At 33.2% G+C, this 18,921-nt stretch carries 14 protein-coding genes and 1 tRNA gene; 7 read left to right on the forward strand and 8 right to left on the reverse strand.

Annotated elements, in window-relative coordinates; all coding sequences use genetic code 11:
• Positions 1–54: 54 nt before the first annotated feature.
• From CLU82_RS19815 to CLU82_RS19835, 5 genes are read right to left on the reverse strand one after another with little or no spacing between them, the layout of a single operon-like run.
• Positions 55–1,239, reverse strand: a complete 1,185-nt coding sequence (locus CLU82_RS19815) for a SusE domain-containing protein (protein ID WP_100844731.1) — start codon at positions 1,237–1,239, stop codon at positions 55–57.
• Between the two features lie 13 nt (positions 1,240–1,252).
• Complete coding sequence (locus CLU82_RS19820; protein ID WP_100845093.1) at positions 1,253–2,842, reverse strand: RagB/SusD family nutrient uptake outer membrane protein; 1,590 nt, start codon at positions 2,840–2,842, stop codon at positions 1,253–1,255.
• A gap of 10 nt (positions 2,843–2,852) precedes the next feature.
• Positions 2,853–5,918, reverse strand: coding sequence for a TonB-dependent receptor (locus CLU82_RS19825; protein ID WP_198520248.1), 3,066 nt, complete (start codon positions 5,916–5,918; stop codon positions 2,853–2,855).
• 25 nt (positions 5,919–5,943) lie between these two features.
• Positions 5,944–6,840: an ROK family protein gene (locus CLU82_RS19830; RefSeq protein WP_100844732.1), complete on the reverse strand. Its 897-nt coding sequence runs from the start codon at positions 6,838–6,840 to the stop codon at positions 5,944–5,946.
• A 31-nt stretch (positions 6,841–6,871) separates the two neighbouring features.
• Complete coding sequence (locus CLU82_RS19835) at positions 6,872–8,614, reverse strand: class I mannose-6-phosphate isomerase (RefSeq protein WP_100844733.1); 1,743 nt, start codon at positions 8,612–8,614, stop codon at positions 6,872–6,874.
• Positions 8,615–8,861: 247 nt separating this feature from the next.
• Between CLU82_RS19835 and CLU82_RS19840 the strand changes: the two genes are divergently transcribed.
• Positions 8,862–9,767: an AraC family transcriptional regulator gene (locus tag CLU82_RS19840; RefSeq protein ID WP_100844734.1), complete on the forward strand. Its 906-nt coding sequence runs from the start codon at positions 8,862–8,864 to the stop codon at positions 9,765–9,767.
• 514 nt (positions 9,768–10,281) lie between these two features.
• On the opposite strand, the gene CLU82_RS19845 is transcribed toward CLU82_RS19840, so the two are convergent.
• Entirely contained in the window at positions 10,282–10,668 is a 387-nt protein-coding gene (locus CLU82_RS19845) for a nuclear transport factor 2 family protein (RefSeq protein WP_100844735.1), read from the reverse strand.
• Positions 10,669–10,783: 115 nt separating this feature from the next.
• Between CLU82_RS19845 and CLU82_RS19850 the strand changes: the two genes are divergently transcribed.
• The 4 genes from CLU82_RS19850 to CLU82_RS19865 all read left to right on the forward strand — a co-directional run bounded on the left by CLU82_RS19850 (position 10,784) and on the right by CLU82_RS19865 (position 13,949).
• On the forward strand, positions 10,784–11,116 hold the full coding sequence (locus CLU82_RS19850) for a helix-turn-helix domain-containing protein (RefSeq protein ID WP_100844736.1): 333 nt from the start codon (positions 10,784–10,786) through the stop codon (positions 11,114–11,116).
• A 97-nt stretch (positions 11,117–11,213) separates the two neighbouring features.
• A complete protein-coding gene (locus tag CLU82_RS19855; RefSeq protein ID WP_100844737.1) occupies positions 11,214–12,083 on the forward strand; it encodes an AraC family transcriptional regulator in 870 nt (289 codons plus the stop codon).
• 67 nt (positions 12,084–12,150) lie between these two features.
• A complete protein-coding gene (locus CLU82_RS19860) occupies positions 12,151–13,266 on the forward strand; it encodes an LLM class flavin-dependent oxidoreductase (protein WP_100844738.1) in 1,116 nt (371 codons plus the stop codon).
• A gap of 137 nt (positions 13,267–13,403) precedes the next feature.
• The gene (locus CLU82_RS19865; protein WP_100844739.1) at positions 13,404–13,949 is read left to right on the forward strand and encodes a cysteine hydrolase family protein; all 546 of its coding nucleotides are present in this window, start codon (positions 13,404–13,406) and stop codon (positions 13,947–13,949) included.
• Positions 13,950–14,182: 233 nt separating this feature from the next.
• Here the strand turns inward: CLU82_RS19865 and CLU82_RS19870 are convergent.
• A tRNA-Val gene (locus CLU82_RS19870) sits at positions 14,183–14,260 on the reverse strand.
• Between the two features lie 212 nt (positions 14,261–14,472).
• Between CLU82_RS19870 and CLU82_RS19875 the strand changes: the two genes are divergently transcribed.
• Entirely contained in the window at positions 14,473–16,260 is a 1,788-nt protein-coding gene (locus CLU82_RS19875; RefSeq protein ID WP_100844740.1) for an ABC transporter ATP-binding protein, read from the forward strand.
• Positions 16,261–16,327: 67 nt separating this feature from the next.
• Here CLU82_RS19875 and CLU82_RS19880 read toward each other — a convergent pair whose 3' ends face one another.
• The gene (locus CLU82_RS19880) at positions 16,328–17,500 is read right to left on the reverse strand and encodes a proline dehydrogenase family protein (protein ID WP_100844741.1); all 1,173 of its coding nucleotides are present in this window, start codon (positions 17,498–17,500) and stop codon (positions 16,328–16,330) included.
• A gap of 93 nt (positions 17,501–17,593) precedes the next feature.
• Between CLU82_RS19880 and aroB the strand changes: the two genes are divergently transcribed.
• Positions 17,594–18,661: a 3-dehydroquinate synthase gene (aroB, locus tag CLU82_RS19885; protein ID WP_100845095.1), complete on the forward strand. Its 1,068-nt coding sequence runs from the start codon at positions 17,594–17,596 to the stop codon at positions 18,659–18,661.
• The last annotated feature ends 260 nt before the right edge of the window (positions 18,662–18,921 follow it).

Here is an 18,921-nt window from a genome sequence, read left to right on the forward strand (position 1 = left end):
CCTATAGGTTTTAATATTGGCTGTTTCCTGTTGACAAACAGCCAATTATATTTATTAATCAATTATATTTACATAGTGTTTATAGTCTCCGGAAGGAGACATATCAATAATCACATTGGCATGTTTGTTTTCAGAACCCTTAGGTAATTTGTACATACCGATCCAGTCTGGATTTTGTCCAGGGCTTGGAATATCTGCTAAATTGTAGATATTATAATATTCAGCAGGTTCACTTCCATCAGGTGGAGTATTAAAAGCAGCTAATCCTGGTATATTTGAAGCATTCATCTGGTCATTTAAATGACTTCCCCAGATTTCTTTTCCGTCATTTGTGTTTACCCAAAAACGATAACGCTCTTCCGGATATCCCCAATCATGATAGAATGGTAAAGCAATGTTCTTTACTTCGAATTTGTGGTTTCCTATATAAGCTAAATCTCCAAGCTCATATTCCCAAGTTCGCATCATTTTGATAGATTTAATTTCGGTTGTTTTAATGGTTAACAAATTAAAATCAACAATAATTCTATATGCTTTTCCTGTACCGTTTATTGTAATTCCTGTTTCATTTTCTGCTTCAATCATTTTGTTATTACTGTCAAGGATATAGTAAACTTTATCTGCATTAGCTGAATTGCAAAGTTTTATGTCACCATTAGATAATGATGCAAAAATTTCAAAAACACCATCTTCTATTTCTTTACATTGCATTGCGTTGTCAATGTTTTTGGCTTCAAATCCAGATCCATAAATAAATAATTCATTTGGGATTTCGGCTATTCCTGCAGGACGTTTTAATTTTAGAGTTCTTATTTCTTTGGTCTCTTTTCTTTCTCCGCCTTGAGAAGCAATTACTTTCCATTTAATTGTTCCTTCAGAATCGATACCTATATTGGCTAGTTTGGCTATGACAATTAATTGTTTAGGTGTTAGTGATAACCAATTATCACCACCGCCACCATTCGAAAAAATTTTGAATAAAGGATCAGTGAAATCTCCATCTTCTTTATCAAAAGCAACTTCATATATCACAACTCCACCATAATAAGAATTAGATTTTGTCCACTCGAATTTCGTTGGAGTCCCATTCTCTAAGTCTATAGCAACAACTTGATTTGCTGTTGGTATAAGTAATGATTCTGGCGCATCAAAACCAATTTGAAGTTCATAATTTTCACTACAGCTCATCAATAGTATGATGGCCATAAGGCTAAGTAATCTGTTAATTTTCTTTTTCATAAAATTTATATTTTTACCAATTTGGATTTTGGGTTAGATTACTATTTAAATCTCTTTCTGATTGAGGCACAGGCCACAAATAATGTTTTGTTTTATCAAAAACTCTATTGTCCACACGGATATAACCGTTATCTATCGATGGGGCTTCGTTGGTTTTTATGCCATGTAACCAGCCGTTTAGAACAACTTCAGCAGATTTCCAACGTCTCAAGTCCATTAACCGTAAGCCTTCCATTGCTAATTCGGAACGACGCTCACGGCGAATAATTTCGTCCATTTCTGTATTTGAAACTGTTGGAAAGTCTAATGCATTTACATTTGAAAATCCGGCTCTTAAGCGTAATTTTTTAATGGTTTGGTTCCATTCATTTGCGCCAAATTGGTTTAATTTTGATTTAGCTTCAGCATACATTAATAGTACATCAGCATAACGGATAAGGATAAGATTTGATCCTGAATTAAGCATGTTTCGAGCCGTTTTGTCATAAAATTTAGAAACATAATATCCAGTTGGAGTACAATTAGAGGAAGTGTTTATTGCATCATCTCCTGTTCCTAAATTAGTATTTATGGTACTAAAACTTCCGTCAGGGTTTTCAACTTTAGAACCATCTCTAATTACAGTAGCATCCAAACGAGGATCTCTATTTGCATATGGAGTTAATTCGTTATAGCTTGGATCTGCGATTGTTTTACCATTTAATAGTAAATAATCATCTACTAATTCTTGACTAGGTGAAATCGCTGCATACCCGCCTAGAGAAGGTGGAATCAAATAATATTGAATTCCTTGCTCTCTGTTGATTGGCATAAATTCTACATTTAAGAGCACTTCAATATTATCTTTGTTTTCAGGTTTAAATAAATCGGCATAGGTTCCATTAAATAAATCTAAATTTCCAGCTTCCTTATTGTTTATAATTGCATTACAAATATCAGCTACTTCTTGCCAACGATTTTCACAAAGTAAAACTCTTGCTTTTAATGCCATTGCTGCTCCTTTTGTAAAACGACCTTTTTCTGAGTCTTGGTACGAATTTGGAAGTGTTTTTGCAAAATCTAATTCATTCAAAATAAATTGTAATACTTCCGCTTTTGGAGTTCTGGGCATAGTTCTCGATTCTTCAATACTTATTTGTCTAGTAACTAAAGGAACATCTCCAAAGTTGTTCATCAAAATAAAATAGTGAAAAGCACGAATGGCCTTTGCTTCGGCAATATATCTGTTCTTTAATTCAGCACTTATGCCAGGAACTTTGCCAATGTTGTCTAATAAAATATTGCAACGTTTTATTCCAGCATATCTTGCATTCCAGACATCACGGATAAGTGAAGCCGAAGTACCATAACTTCCGTTAGCTACATCACGAACTAATGATCCGTTGTTACTTTTTGTATAAGAGTTGTCAGAAAGCGATTCGGTAAAAATGAATTGCTCTGCACCATAAAGATCAGGATAACAACTGTTCAAAGCATTAAGAGCGTCTTCAGGTTTATCCCAAAAGGAAAGATCCGATTCTTTATCAACTAGTGGAGTGTCTAGACTTTCGCATCCCCAAAATAGACTAATTATAAGTATTACTAATATGTGTTTTGTTTTCATGTTTGGTTTTTTAGAAGTTAACATTAAGGCCTATAGCTAAAACTTTTGTTACGGGATAAACACGTCCGCTGGTAGCTGCACCAGAATTAATTTCTGGATCATAGCCCGATTTTAGTTTAGTCAGTGTTAATAAATTTTGTCCTGTTATATACGTTCTAAATTTAGTGATACCTATTTGTTGAGTAAATCTTGAAGGTATAGTATATCCTAATTGTATGTTTTTCAAACGTAAGTACGAAGCGTCTTCTATCCAAAAATCAGATTTTGCAGCATTATTAGCCGATTCTGTTCCTGTTGTTAAACGAGGATATGAGGCGTCAGGATTTGTAGGTGTCCATCTATCAATATGAAAATCCATTACCGGGCCTTCGTTATTATTATGAAATGCTTCGACTGCTTCTCCGCGTATCCACATGCTGCGTTTACCAACTCCTTGAATGAAAACACTTAAATCTAGGCCATTCCAATCTGCAGTATAAGTTAGCCCGTAATTATATCTGGGAAATGGATTTCCTGCAATAAATCGATCATCAGCTTCATTGATTACACCATCACCGTTTCTATCTACATAGCGAATATCTCCAGGCTTTGCACCAGCTGCATTGAACGTTTGCTTAGGTCCATTTGCAACTTCTTGAGCATTTTGAAAATAGCCATCGCTTTTTAATACATAATAAGAATTAATAGGGAATCCTTTCTTTAAGATGGTAACTACATCAGAACCAGAAATCAAAGTTCTGCCTCCATCATCTGTTACTTCATTTACATTGTCAGATAAATTTGCTGTCAATGAGTGATTAACTTTTCCTGTTTTAAAACCATAATTAATAGAGAACTCCCAACCTTTGTTGTTTATCGCTCCAAGGTTTTGAGTTGGAGATCCACTGCCATAAATACCTGGAACAGGAAGGTTATCAACTAAGATGTTTTTAGTGTCTTTACTATAAAGATCAAGGGTTAATGATAATTTGTTTTTGAAAAATCCTGCTTCAATACCAAAATCAATCATCTCACTAGTTTCCCAAGTAATATCGGGGTTTTGTTCGCTAAAATAAGCTCCATTTGCTAAATTATCTTTGAATGAATAGGCTTGTGTAGCTATATTTACAGTACGTAGATACCTATATAATCCAATGTCTTGATTTCCTACTTGTCCCCACGAAGCACGTAATTTTAGATTACTAACGTAATCTTTAATTGGTTCCATAAATTTTTCTTTAGAAACGCGCCAACCACCTGAGAATGATGGAAAAATTCCCCAACGATTGTCTGAAGCAAAACGAGAAGAACCATCCATTCTAATATTTGATTCAAAAAGATATTTTTCTTTAAAGGAATAATTTATCCTTCCGAAATAAGATTGAATAACCCATGTTTCTCCACTGCCATAAGTATTACTTTCATCTGTAACTTGACCATTTCCTAAAACTCCAAACTCATTACCTGGAATTCCAATTTTTCTCGCTTGAAACCATCTTCTTTCACTACTTTCTTCGGAAGCTCCTAATAATCCGGAGATGCTATGATTTTCTCCAATTTTTTTGTTGTAATTTAAAGTAATAGTTGAATTGAGTAATAACGTTTTATCAAAAATATCCGTTACTGAACTTTCATTATCACCTCCTCCTTTGTATGGAGCATAATCTATTGATTTTCTAAATTCATGATTATTATTAGTCGTTGAATTAGCACCGAAGAAACCTTTAAGCTTTAAGTCTTTTATTATGGTCCATTCTGCACTAAGGCTACCAGATAAACCGTCACTTTGATTAGTTCTCATTCCGCCTTCGCTTAACCTCGCCAATCCATTTGAATTACTGCCACTCGGAAGTGTATAATTACCTTCTGCATCTTTTATAGGATAAATAACAGGGATTCTAGTTGCTTGTTCTATAAGCCATTCTGTCCAATAAGCGTGTTCTTTGGTTGTAGATCCAGTATAGGCACCAATTGCAGTGACTGTGAACTTATCTGATAATTTTGAGTTGATGTTTAATCTTGCATTATTCCTTTTTAGGCCATAATCATCATTACCTTCAAACAAACTTCTTTGATCTAAATGTCCTATTGAAATATGGTATGAAGTTTTATCAGACGATCCTTCAATAGCTAGATTATGGCTTGATTGTGGTGCATTTTCTCTGTAAAGTTCATCTAACCAAACGGTTCCTTTTCCCATTTTTCTAAATTCATTTATTTGGTCAGGAGTATATTTTGCAGGTAAACCGGAATTAATTAATGCTTCATTTCTAAGTTCGGCATATTCCCAAGCACTGGCATATTTTGGCATATTTGTAGGAGTTTGTAAACCATACAGATAGTCATATGATACTCTGGTTTTACCTTTTTTTCCCATTTTGGTTGTTATTAGGATAACACCATTAGCGGCTCTGGATCCATATACTGCTGTAGAAGCTGCATCTTTAAGTACTGAAACACTTTCTATATCGTTAGGGTTAATGTTGTTGATACTTCCTGCTAATCCATCAATTAATACCAGAGGATAAGTTCCTGATTGAAATGTTCCAATGCCTCGAATATTAATATTTGTTCCTTGACCAGGTTCACTAGATCCCTGTTGAATTACTAATCCTGGTACTGTACCTTGTAATGCTTGTGCTGCACTGGTAACAGGTTTGTTTTCAAAAACTTCTGATCCTACATTACTAACGGAAGAGGTAAGATTTACTTTTTTCTGAGAGCCGTAACCAATTACTACTACTTCTTTAAGTAGTTTTTCTTCTTCTTTTAGTGAGAAATCAAGTTTTTGATTTCCGTTTATTGCTTTTTCGTTATTCTCATAACCAACATACGAAACGATTAATACATCATTCGTTGATGCTTTTATTGAATAAACGCCATCAATATTAGTCATTGTTGCTGTTTTAGTGCCTTTGACACTTACTGTTGCGCCAATAATAACTTCAGACGTTTTACTGTCTCTAATTGTACCTGAAATTGTATTTTGAGCATTTAATACAGCAAAATTTGCTGTCAAAAAGAATAAAAAAAGGAGTCTTGATTTTAAGGATATAGCTATCCAAAACATTGTACTGGTTGGTTTTTTATTTTTCATAAATTAGGTTTTGATTTTTGGTTATTTATAAGTTCATTGCTGCTCCAATAATTGGAGCTTCACTCCACAATTCACATGTTTTTACCTTAAGTTTATTTATTCCTTTCTTAGCTAACTTTTGTTCTAGATTATTTAGAAAGTATGGAAATGCTCTGGCAATACTTCCTCCAAGAACAAAAGTGTCAGGATTGAATTTTTCAATCCAGGGAAAAATCATTTCAGTCAGATTTTCTGCAAATTCTTCAAAAACGGCTAATGCTTGTGGATTGTTGTTTTTGGCTAATTCAGCCGCTTCTCTTGCCCCTGAAATATCGAAACCATATTTTTCTTTACAAGTGTTTACAAACCATCGAGTCGAAAAATAATCATCAGCAATACTTTTTCCAAAGGGAACATTATATAGATATCCTCCAGGAGGTACTCCACCACCTTCAGTCGATTGTATAATTCCATCAATAAGAAAAGTACTTCCAAAACCAGTACCCAATGTCACTACAATTGTTCGTTTGCTGTTTTGAGCTGCACCGGCATAATATTCCCCTAATGCAAAACAACTTGCATCATTTGTAAAGCGTACTGGAATGTCGTTATTTTTTATTACGTCCTTAAATATTTGTTTAAGGTCAAGACCGTATAAGGCATCGAATTTTTGAACTCCTGTAATTTTCGAGATTCCATTTTCATAATCGAAAGGGCCTGGCATGGCTATACCAACACTCGAAAAAGAATATTGAGAGGTTACCGAAAATAATTGTTCAAATAATAAACGCAGAGGTTCTGTAAATTCCTGAATACTTCCATTAGAATCTATCTTGCATTCTAGGAGGCTTTCTGCTATAGTTTCCCCAGTTGTTTTATGTACGAAGGCGCAAGAAATATGTGATCCTCCTACGTCAACTCCTATATTGTATAAATTTTCCATTTTTTGATTGCTAAATTAATTTGACTTAGAATTATGCTTTATGTCTTACATATGCTTTTATAGTAGCACATTCTTTGCCTAAACTTTCACCAAAAGGTCTAATAGTATAGTTTCCAACTGCTGCAGGAATAATAAATGTTTCTGCATAATGAACAATAAAAGGCTCGAACATATTAGTAGGGCTTTCAACAATTGCTTCTGCGCCTTCCACTAGATTTAATACATTAACACTTTCTCCCGTTTGATGTAGAACTGATTTGGTAAACCAATGACGACGGGTTTCTATAAATTCAGTTTTGTGCAAACCAGTTCTTTCTTCTCTCCATCCATCTCCCTCGGCAATTTTCTCAACCTGATTGACTAAGTTTTCAAGGCAATATTCTGTATCTCGAGTCCAGTTAATCACTTTTTCTCCATGGTCAATATTGATGGCTCTTGGCTTACCGTTTAAGCCCATACGTCCCCAGTCATAAAGTTTAAAGGTGAAAATATAGGGTGTAGCACTTATCTCTAATACCATTCCATTTGTCCCAGAACAGTGAATTGTTCCGCTTGGTATTAAAAAATGATCATGTTTTTTTGCAGGGAATACATTAACATATTTTTCGGCATCAAAAAGATTTCCTGTTTCTTGAGATTTTTTTAAGTCAGCAATCATTTCCTCGCTATCACATTCTTTTTTTAATCCCAAAAGAACAGTTGCACCAGGTTTTGCATCAAGCATATAGTAACTTTCATCCTGAGTATAATTCATTCCGAATTTTTCACGAATGTATTGTGTAGTTGGATGTACTTGTAAGCTCAGATTTCCGCCTTCAATTGTATCAAGAAAATCAAATCGTATAGGGAACTCTTTTCCAAATCTTGACTCTACAGGTTCTCCTAACAGTTCCGTACTTTTGTAGAAAACCAGATTTATACTTGGAATTTCAATAATTTCACCATCTACTTTTAATAGTAAACTATTCTCTTCTGGGACTCCATCAAAAGACCATGCATAATTTGATTTTGATTTATCCAAACCAATAACTTCTTTCATCCATTGACCACCCCATGGACCCGGGTCAAAATAGGGAACAACTCTAAATGGACTTTTTGAAATAGCGGTCAATCCATCAAGAAGGGTTTGAGTAAGGAGCATTTTTGGTTCTCCTTTTTTATTGGTATCCAGCCAATAATCTGCTTTTTCAAACAATTGTTGTTTGAGTCTGTCGCAAACGCGCCAATCGACAAAAAAAGCTCTTTTATATTGAATTGATGGATCTTCGTTCGAATTTTTTATACCAATATTGGTGACCTTATGTTTGCGTTGACGAAGCTGTATTTCCCAGCGTGCCATATCTGCATAAACCAAACAGTCATATTCCTGGGTAATTAGCGACGCAGCATGACCGTAAATAATTACTAATCCAGTCGAATTTTTAATTTTAGAACGAAGGTTTACAACTTTTTCTGAATCCAGAAAATCGATATAATTAAGTCGGGTAATGTAACCAAAAATGGCATCGTCAGTAACATCCGGAGAAGTTAGTTCACGTATCCTTTCATCTGAATGAAATGCTTCTGTAGAATCAATAAATAAATTAGGATTTAGTTTCTTAAAACCAGCCATTAATTCCTCGTGATTTACTCCTTGATAGCATTCGACTATTAATATATACCGATTTTTATTCGATTTTTTGATTTTTAAATTTAATTCATCAATAATAGTGTTCCAACCTGCAAAAGATTTACCCTCGATTGGAAAGAAAGGTGTTTTGTTATAAGTACTCATAGTATAAAATGATAATTAATCTAAATAAATTAGTAACAGTTCGGTCTCAAAAAGCTTTATCAGTTTACTATATCGATTTAGTTTTTAATTGCTAAAGCGTTAAAAAAAAATGATTTTATTTTCATTATTTTTATTTATGATATCGTTTAATTGAGAATAATTACAAAGTTATTATTGTTTTAAAAAAATAAATATAACTTTGCGGGGATTTACTTGTACTATCTTACGATTTTAAATTTGATATATTATGCTAAAACAAAAAGAAGGATTTAAGGGGCAAAGGCTAATAGCTATAAGCACTGAAGTTCTTTTGAACAATGAACACAACTCTCTGACAAATAGTCTTTACATTACAAAAATTGGGTTCTTCCCTGCTGTGAAGTATCATTTTATTAAAAAAGAGGTAGGCGTAGATTATTATATTTTAATATATTGTACTTCTGGAGAAGGTTGGTATAAAGTTGGAGAAAACACTTATCCAATATTGGAAAATCATTTTTTGATACTTCCGCCTAATACTCCTTATAGTTTTGGTTCCAACAGGACTAATCCGTGGACAATATATTGGATACATTTCAAAGGGAAATTGGCATCATCATTTTTTAGCTTACCAATAATTCCCCGTGAAATATTACCCGAAATAAATTCCAGATTACAGGACAGAATAGATATGTTTGAAGAAATATATGAAAACCTTGAGTTGAGTTTTCATAGTAATCATTATTGCTATGCATCACTTTGTCTTTTTCATTTTTTAGCATCATTTAGATACAGCCAGCAGTTTAGTCAAATTCGAAATCAGGATGGAATTGAAAATCGTTTTAGTGAAAAGGTTATTTATTATATGCGTGAAAATGTGGGGTATAATTTGACTTTAGAGCAATTTGCAAAGCATTTTAATTACTCTCCTTCACATTTTTCTACATTGTTTTATGAGGAAACCAAACAATCACCTATCAAGTATTTTATAAATTTAAAAATTGAAAAAGCTTGCCAATACTTAGAATTATCAAATCTCAAAATAAGTGATATTTATCCAAAATTAGGGTTTAAAGATGCCGCTTATTTTAGTCGGATTTTTGGAAAAGTAATGGGGATATCTCCTTCGAAATATAAAGAACAGGAAAAGAATATTTACGCAAATAAAATTTAGTTTTTTTTTTGTTAAGCACATGAATGTAATAGCGAATTGAAAACGTGCGTTATATAAAGAAATGTGTTGTTCTTTTAGGATTAACAATTATGCTTGTATAACTATGATTTATTTAATAATCTGTATAGTTATTTTAGGACGGGACAAGGTGTATACCAAAGCCTAGTCAAAGGCATGGATAGTGTATGGGTAGTGCATGAACGAGTTATACGAAAATAGATGAAAAAGAACCTCACACTTTTGTTATTCTTGCTCTGTTTTTATTCTGAAACGGAAAATACAAACATAAAAAACTCCTTAATTTCTTAAGGAGTTTCTTGGTGGGCTGTCAGGGATTGCAATCGAACACCTTATGCCTGTTTTGTCCTTTTTTGAAAGTCTAAAATAATCTATATTTAATCATTATATTGAGGATTAGGTATTTAATAATTACAACTACAATACTATTATTTATTTTTCAAAAAACTAAAAGCAAAGAAGAGCTCTCCATAACGAGAGTTCTTCTTTTGAACTATTATTTCCAAAATTCATCTTCTATGGGCTGATTTTCTGAAAACAACCATACATTAATTATTTTGCCATTTACAACTTCAAACAAATCGATACCTTTCATATCGACAGTTTTATTCCCGCTTTGAGCACTAAATTGTATAGGAAAAGATACTAAATTGCCATTTGCCATCATTGCTCCAGTAGGTTTAATTACCAAACTTCCTTGAGTAACCCCCATCATATCAGAAAGCATTTTACCAATGGCCTCTAGACCATTTTTTGTTCCAGAAAACTGATTATTGCCCGGCTGATACCATTTTGCATCAGGACTAAAATAAGAGAATACTGTAGGTATATCTCCTTTTGAAAGTGCTATTGCATACCCTTCTACTACTTCTATTGGTGTCATATATTATTTATATTTAAGATTATTATTTGTACAAAACTACACAACAACTTACCTTTGTACAAGTACTTACGTAATAGTGTGGTACTTACCAAATGGTTAGAATTAATTAAATACTATGGAAAATAATTTAAAAACAATTCCAGCTTGTGATGAAAGTTGTCCTGTAAGAGCGTCTTTGTCACTGTTAAGTGGTAAATGGACGTTGATGATACTATTTCAAATTAATGAAAACGTCATAAGGTATGGCGAATTAAAAAGAGCTGTTATAGGCATCAGTGAAAAAATGCTTATACAAGAGTTAAATACACTTGTTGAACACAAATTGGTAAGTAAAAAAGTGTATCCCCAAATTCCACCAAAAGTGGAATATCAGCTTACTGAACTAGGAAAAAAAACGTTACCAATTGTAGATCAATTGGCTCAATTTGGTTTAGAAAATTTACTTTAACGATTTCTGACTTAAAAAAGGTCTAGTTATAGAGAAATAAATTTAAGAAGAATAGCTTATTTTTAAATGAAAGAAACTTTAAGAACAATAAACAGAAATGAAAATAATTAAATTTCATAAAACAGAATGTGGTGTTGACTTTCTTCTAAACGTATTGCCTTCTGAAGAGGTTAAAGAAACTTACGTTGATTCAGAAGCATTCAACACGGATTATTTTGAAATTATTGTATTCAAAAAAGGCAAAGGAACTTTAGTTTTAAACCAACAGCAAATTGAAATTTCGGATAATAGCATCGTTTTTATTTCACCTTTCCAAAGGAGACAATGGAAATTAGAAAGTAATAATCTTGATTTTACTGTTCTCGTATTTCAAGAAGAATTTATGAATGACTTTTTCGCCGATAAATTATTTACGTACCGTTTGTTGTATTTTTATCAGTTGGAGTACCCGTTGTATTTTTCAGCTACAAATGAAAGTATTAAAAGATATTGTGAACTGCTTACAGAAATTAAAACAGAATTAGTTGTTACTAAATCGGATAGTGTGCATATTATTCGCTCTTTGGTTTATTATTTATTACAAAAACTAAATCGGCAATATGCAGAAGAATACCAACTTTCATTAGATAAAACGGATGGTAATTATGCTTTTCTGTTTAAACAACTTTTAGAAAAACACATTAAGACAAAACAACGTATTGACTCCTATACTGAAATATTGAATGTCAGTCGAATTACACTCAATAAAGCTGTCAAAACACATTTTAATGTTACGGCAACACATTTGCTCAAGCAACGTTTACTTTTTGAAATCAAGAATTACCTTATCCATTCAGAACTTACCGTTGCCGAAATTGCCCACGAATTGAATTTTTCAGAACCAAATCACTTGATGCGTTTTTTTAAAAAGCAAACAGGAATAACAACCAGTGAATTTCTATTTGATTATCAAAACGGTAGGTCTTAACTCTTTTTTGGTAGGCGACACTCCTTTTTTCTAAAGTATTTTTGCAAAATAATTTAAATTAGAAATGATGAGAAATAAAAATATAGATAGCCCACAAAATAAACCAGCCTCTTTCCAATACCTTATCAAACAAGGAAATGCTCCAGTGCCTTTGTCAATTCTGGATGTTGCTACCACAGGGAAAGGTTATTCTGCCACAGAAGCCATCAACAACAGTATCGAGATTGCAAAATTGGCTGACCAAAGAGGATTTGCCCGCTACTGGGTGGCTGAACACCATGCTATGCCCGCCGTTTCTACTTCATCTCCTGCTATGTTGCTTTCCAGACTTATCAGTGAAACAAAACAAATCCGATTGGGATCTGGTGGAATGATGCTGTCTAATTTTCCTCCTTTAGTGATTGCTGAGCAATTCGGTATGCTTCAAGCAATGGCGCCTGGTCGCATAGACCTAGGAATAGGTCGCGCTCCCGGTACAAATGGATTAACAGCACATGCACTCCGCCGTGATCTTGTTGGAGCTGAAGATTTTCCTGCACAAGTAACGGAACTAATGCATTTTCTTGAAGATGATTTTCCAGAAGCGCATCCCTATAAGGATAAAGTATTTGCGGTTCCAGGACTGGGACAAGATCGGGAAAATGGAATACCAAGATCTTTCAATAGTCCGTCTTTATGGCTACTAGGCTCTTCAGGATATTCCGCACAATTGGCTGGCAAACTTGGATTACCTTTTGCTTTCGCAGCACAATTAGCTCCCGAAAATTTAATAGCTGCATTTGAACTTTATAGAAAAAACTTCAAGCCATCAGATGTTCTTGATAAACCACATACCATAGCTTGCTTCTCTGTATTTGCAGCAGACAATGAAGAAGAAGCGAAGATTCAAACACGTTCTTTTTCACATAGTATGCTACGAATGATGAGCAGTCAGTCCTACGTTATCCCATCTCCGGAAGAATTGAAAAATTATGTTTACACTGATTCTGAAAAATATGTATTGGAAAGCTGGAACGAAAAAATAATAAAGGGAACAGCCGACCAAGTAGTAACTAGATTGAATCAATTTCAAAAGGCTTCAGGAGCAGATGAAATTATGATAGCCAGCTTGGGGCATTCTCTCAATGGTATGCTACATTCCACAAAATTGATAGCAGATGCTTATGATATGCCTACTAATTAAGAGTAAAAAGCATTGGAACTAATACTAATGAAACTCTTATGGTTATCAAAATGGTAGTTAATGACAATCATTTGGTATTCTTTACGTCTTAATTACTTTGTAATTTTGGTGTGTTAATTTTAAAAAATAAATAAATTATGAGCAAAGCATTAATAATAATAGACATTCAAAATGATTATTTTGAAAATGGAGCAATGGAATTGGTAGGCGCTTTAGAAGCCAGTGAAAAAGCCAATCAGATTTTAACAAAATTCAGAAATGAAAACCTACCGATAGTACACATTCAACATCTTTCAGTAGCGCCAGGATCTACCTTCTTTTTGCCAGAAACAGAAGGGCAAGATATTCACACAAATGTGAAACCTATTGAAGGGGAGAAAGTAATTACTAAATACTATCCAAACAGCTTTAGAGAAACAGAACTTTTGGATCACCTAAAAGCAAAAGGCATTACTGAATTAGTATTTGTAGGTATGATGACTCAAATGTGTATCGATGCTACCGTAAGAGCTGCAAAAGATCTTGATTTTGAATGCACCGTAATTGAGGATGCTTGTGCAACAAGAGATTTAGAAGTCAATGGAGTTCAGGTAAAGGCATTGGATGTACAAACTGCATTTTTGGCAGGGTTAAATTTCTTTTATGCTGATGTTATAAATACAGAAAATTACCTTTCTGTTTAAATTAAGAATAATGTGTCTTTAGGACGGGACATGGTGTATAGCAAAGCCCAGTCAAAGGCATGGATAGTGTATGAGGAGTGCATGAAAATTGTATGAAGGATAGATAAAAAACTCCAAAAAAAGACCTAATTAAATGAGTTATTTGGTTTAAACTTTTGTTCATGATTCATCTTTATTCTGAAACAGAAAATACAAGGCATAAAAAAAACTCCTTAATTTCTTAAGGAGTTTCTTGGTGGGCGATGAGGGGTTCGAACCCCCGACCCCCTCGGTGTAAACGAGGTGCTCTGAACCAGCTGAGCTAATCGCCCTATTTTACTAGGTTGCTATCATTTTGTGATTGCGAGTGCAAATATACAACTAGAACTCGTATTTGCAAGCAAAATTTTAAAAAAATCAAATAAAAAATAATGATTTATTCTTTAATAACTCAGTGACAGTGTTTTATTAAAGAATCAAACCCAATGTTTTTTTTGGTAATCAGCTTCATATAGCCTTACATTTGTATAATAAAACAAATATAATGGCACGATTCCAAGAAAATGATTTACCAAAATCAAAAATTACTGCAAGTTCATTGCAAAAAGCAATTCTAATTTTCAAATATGCTGATAATCACAAATGGAAATTTTATTTAGGGTTAATTTTTCTTCTTCTTACTAGTGTCACTGCGCTAGCCTTTCCTAAGTTTATGGGAATGCTTGTGGATTGTGTTAACAAAAAAGATGCTCACTTAGCCAATCAAATTGCTCTGGGTTTAGGAGGTGTTTTATTGCTGCAATCATTATTTTCTTTTTTTAGACTTTCATTGTTTGTGAATTTTACTGAAAACACTCTGGCAAATGTCCGATTGGCATTATACACCAATTTAGTAAAATTACCAATGTCTTTCTTTTCACAAAAACGCGTTGGAGAATTAAATAGCCGAATCAGTAATGATATTACTCAAATTCAGGATACGCTGACTTCTACAATTGCGGAATTTTTAAGACAATTTATATTGATTATTGGGAGTTTTGCAATGTTAGCCAGTATTAATATAAAATTGACAATTATGATGGTTTCGGTTGTGCCATTAGTTGGTGTAATTGCTGTAGTTTTTGGAAGGTTTATTCGAAAATATTCTAAGAAAGTACAAGATCAGGTTGCCGAAAGTCAAGTAGTGGTTGAAGAAACGATGCAGGGAATTAGTATTGTTAAAGCTTTTGCTAATGAATGGTACGAGATTGCGCGTTATAAAGAGCGTATTAGAGAGGTTGTTAAAATCGGTATAAAAGGCGGGCAGTTTAGAGGATATTTTGCGTCTTTTATTATTATTTGTTTGTTTGGAACAATTGTTGGTGTCGTTTGGTATGGTGTGCAATTGAGTATTGCTGGCGAAATTACAGTTGGCGAATTATTTACTTTTATATTGTACTCCAGTTATGTTGGTGCATCTTCAGGAGGTATTGCCGAATTGTATGCTCAAATGCAAAAAGCGATTGGTGCTACCGAAAGAGTATTTGAATTATTGGATGAAGTACCAGAAAAAATCAATTCAAATCTTCATATTCCATCTATAGAGAAAATCAGAGGAGAAGTTACCTTTAATAACGTTGCTTTTAGCTATCCTTCCAGAAAAGAGGTTAAGGTTTTGAAAGACATTAATTTTACAGCTAATTTTGGTCAAAAAATAGCACTCGTTGGACCAAGCGGTATGGGAAAATCAACAATCGCTTCTTTATTATTGCGTTTTTATGATATTGAAGGTGGTGAAATCTTAATTGATGGAAAAAATATCTACGATTATGATTTAGAAAATCTTCGTGGTAATATGAGTATTGTACCGCAGGATGTAATTCTTTTTGGAGGAACTATAAAAGAAAACATTGCTTATGGGAAACCAAATGCTACCGAAGAAGAAATTATCATGGCTTCTAAACAAGCGAATGCCTATAACTTTATAGAAAGTTTTCCTGAAAAATTCGATACTGTAGTCGGTGAAAGAGGAATTAAACTTTCTGGTGGTCAAAGGCAACGAATTGCTATTGCACGTGCTTTATTAAAAAATCCATCAATATTAATTTTAGATGAAGCTACTTCTTCATTAGATAGTGAAAGCGAAAAATTAGTTCAAGAAGCTTTGGAAATTTTAATGGAGGGAAGAACCAGTATTATTATTGCTCACCGTCTTTCTACTATTCGCAGTGCCGACCAAATTTTAGTACTTGATAACGGGAAAATTAGCGAACAAGGAACTCATCAGGAATTAATAAATCTGGAAAATGGATTATATAAAAACTTAAGTAATTTACAGTTTAGTAATTCTTAATCAGTTAATTAAATAAAAAAAAGTCCATTTGTATACAAATGGACTTTTTTATTATGCCTTCTGCCTTCTAAACCTTCCCTTTTCTTCTATTGCGTTCCGCTTTTATCATAGATAATTCACGGCTTGTTTGTCCAGCAACAGAAGTATTTTCTTCTGCACGGCGGATTAAATACGGCATAACATCTTTTACAGGGCCAAAAGGCAGGTATTTAGCAATATTATATCCATTTGCAGCTAGGTTGTAACTAATATTATCGCTCATTCCGTACAATTGACCGAACCAAATTCTGTCATCACTAGATGAAATTCCTTTGGTTTTCATTAATTCCATCAATTTATAAGTACTCAATTCATTATGAGTACCAGCAAATATAGACATGGTTTCTAAATGTTCTGCCATATATAGAACAGCAGCATCGTAGTTTAAGTCCGAAGCTTCTTTAGAAGAGCATATTGGTGTAGGATATCCTTTTTCTTCAGCACGAAGATTTTCTTTTTCCATATAAGCACCACGAACCAATTTCATTCCAATGAAGAAACCTTCTGCTTTAGCTTTTTCATGCAATTGTTTTAAATAGTCCAATCGATCCCAGCGGTACATTTGAAGTGTGTTGAATACAATAACTTTTTCTTTGTTGTATTTGCGCATCATTTCGGTAACTAAATCATCGGCTGCATCTTGCATCCAACTTTCTTCAGCATCAATCAATAATGCTACATTTTTTTTATGTGCTTCACTACATACTTGGTCAAAACGCACTACTACTCTATCCCATTCAGCTTGTTCCTCTGAAGTTAGTGTTTGCTTCTCTCCTACTTTTTCATATAAATCCAATCTGCCTAAACCTGTAGGTTTAAAAACCGCAAAAGGAATTGCTTTACGCTCTTTAGCAAATTCAATGGTTTTTAAAGTCATTTGAAGAGCTGCATCAAATTGATTTTCCTCTTCTTTACCTTCAACAGAATAATCTAGTACAGATGAAACTCCTTTGGTAAACATTTTATCAACTACCGATAGACAGTCATCCTCGTTTACACCTCCGCAAAAATGATCAAATACGGTAGCACGAATTAAGCTTTCAACTGGAAGATTAGCCTTAATTGCAAAATTGGTAACCGCTGTGCCAATACGAACTAAAGGTTGACTATTGATTAATTTGAAAAGAAAATAGGCTCTGTCAAGCTCGGTATCGCTTTTCAATGCAAATGCAATTTGTGAGTTATTGAAAATATTATCCATATTTTGTTATATTTTTTCTGCAAATATAAAGAGAGTAAGTCATTATTATTTGCAAAATTTCCCTTATTTTGCGGTTTCAATTAAAATAAAATGATGCAATCTATTCAAGCCAATAATTATCCTGTTCATTTTAATGAAACTGGATACGAAAAACTAAATCAACACTTAAAAGAGAATAAATATTCTAATCTATTTATAATTGTAGATGCTAATACAAATGAATATTGTTTACCTAAATTACTACCATTATTAGAGACAGATTTAACGATAGAAATTATTGAATTTGAAGCGGGTGAAATAAATAAAAACATTGAAACCTGCATTGAAATTTGGAATGTTTTAACAGAACTTGGAGCTGACAGAAAAACGTTAGTTATTAATATCGGTGGTGGAGTTGTAACAGATTTAGGTGGTTTTGTGGCTTCTACTTTTAAAAGAGGTGTTGATTTTATTCACATTCCAACTACTTTATTATCTATGGTAGATGCTTCTGTTGGTGGGAAAAATGGAGTTGATTTAGGGAATCTAAAAAATCAGATAGGTGTAATTAATACTCCAAAAATGGTTTTAGTGGATACAGCCTATCTTGCAACCGTTCCTCAAAACGAAATGCGTTCTGGTCTTGCAGAAATGTTAAAACACGGATTAATATATGATAAAGCCTATTGGGAATTATTTTTGGATATAAAAGCAATTGATTTTGATCAATTGGATTCTTTAATTCATCGTTCGGTTGAAATCAAGAATATAATAGTGATGCAGGATCCTACTGAGAAAAACATTAGAAAATCACTGAATTTTGGTCATACATTAGGGCATGCAATCGAAAGTTATTTTTTAGAAAATGAAAATAAAACTACATTGCTACATGGTGAAGCAATTGCTGTAGGTATGATATTGGAAAGTTATATATCATTGCATAAAAATTTAATTACTAAAGAGGAATATCAACAGATAAAAACGACTCTTAAATCAATATATGATGATGTTATTTTCGCTGAAATTGATATAGATCCGATCATTGAATTGCTAATTCACGACAAGAAAAATGAATATGGTACCATACAATTTGCATTAATTGAAGGTATCGGGAAAATAAAAATTAATCAATCTGTTGAAAACGAATTAATTCTAAACGCTTTTCAAGATTATAAATCTTAGTGATTTTTTAATAAAAAAGGATTGCTTTACGTTTATATTATTTTTTACATTTGTGCCAATGAATAAAAGTAAAAACACCAAAATGTTCTCAAATAAAAGAAACAGAAACAATAGAGCTTTTTTAAGCATATTGAAACGTTTCTATGGTATAAAGGGAAATTTTAGTTTTGATGTATTTCAATATTTTAAGGCCGATTATGAAAAACTTCAGATCATTTATGCCAACATTAGGGTTTGAATTCAAATTAATTCTGTTTTTT

Source organism: Flavobacterium sp. 5, from assembly GCF_002813295.1.
In the GTDB taxonomy this organism is placed as follows: domain Bacteria; phylum Bacteroidota; class Bacteroidia; order Flavobacteriales; family Flavobacteriaceae; genus Flavobacterium.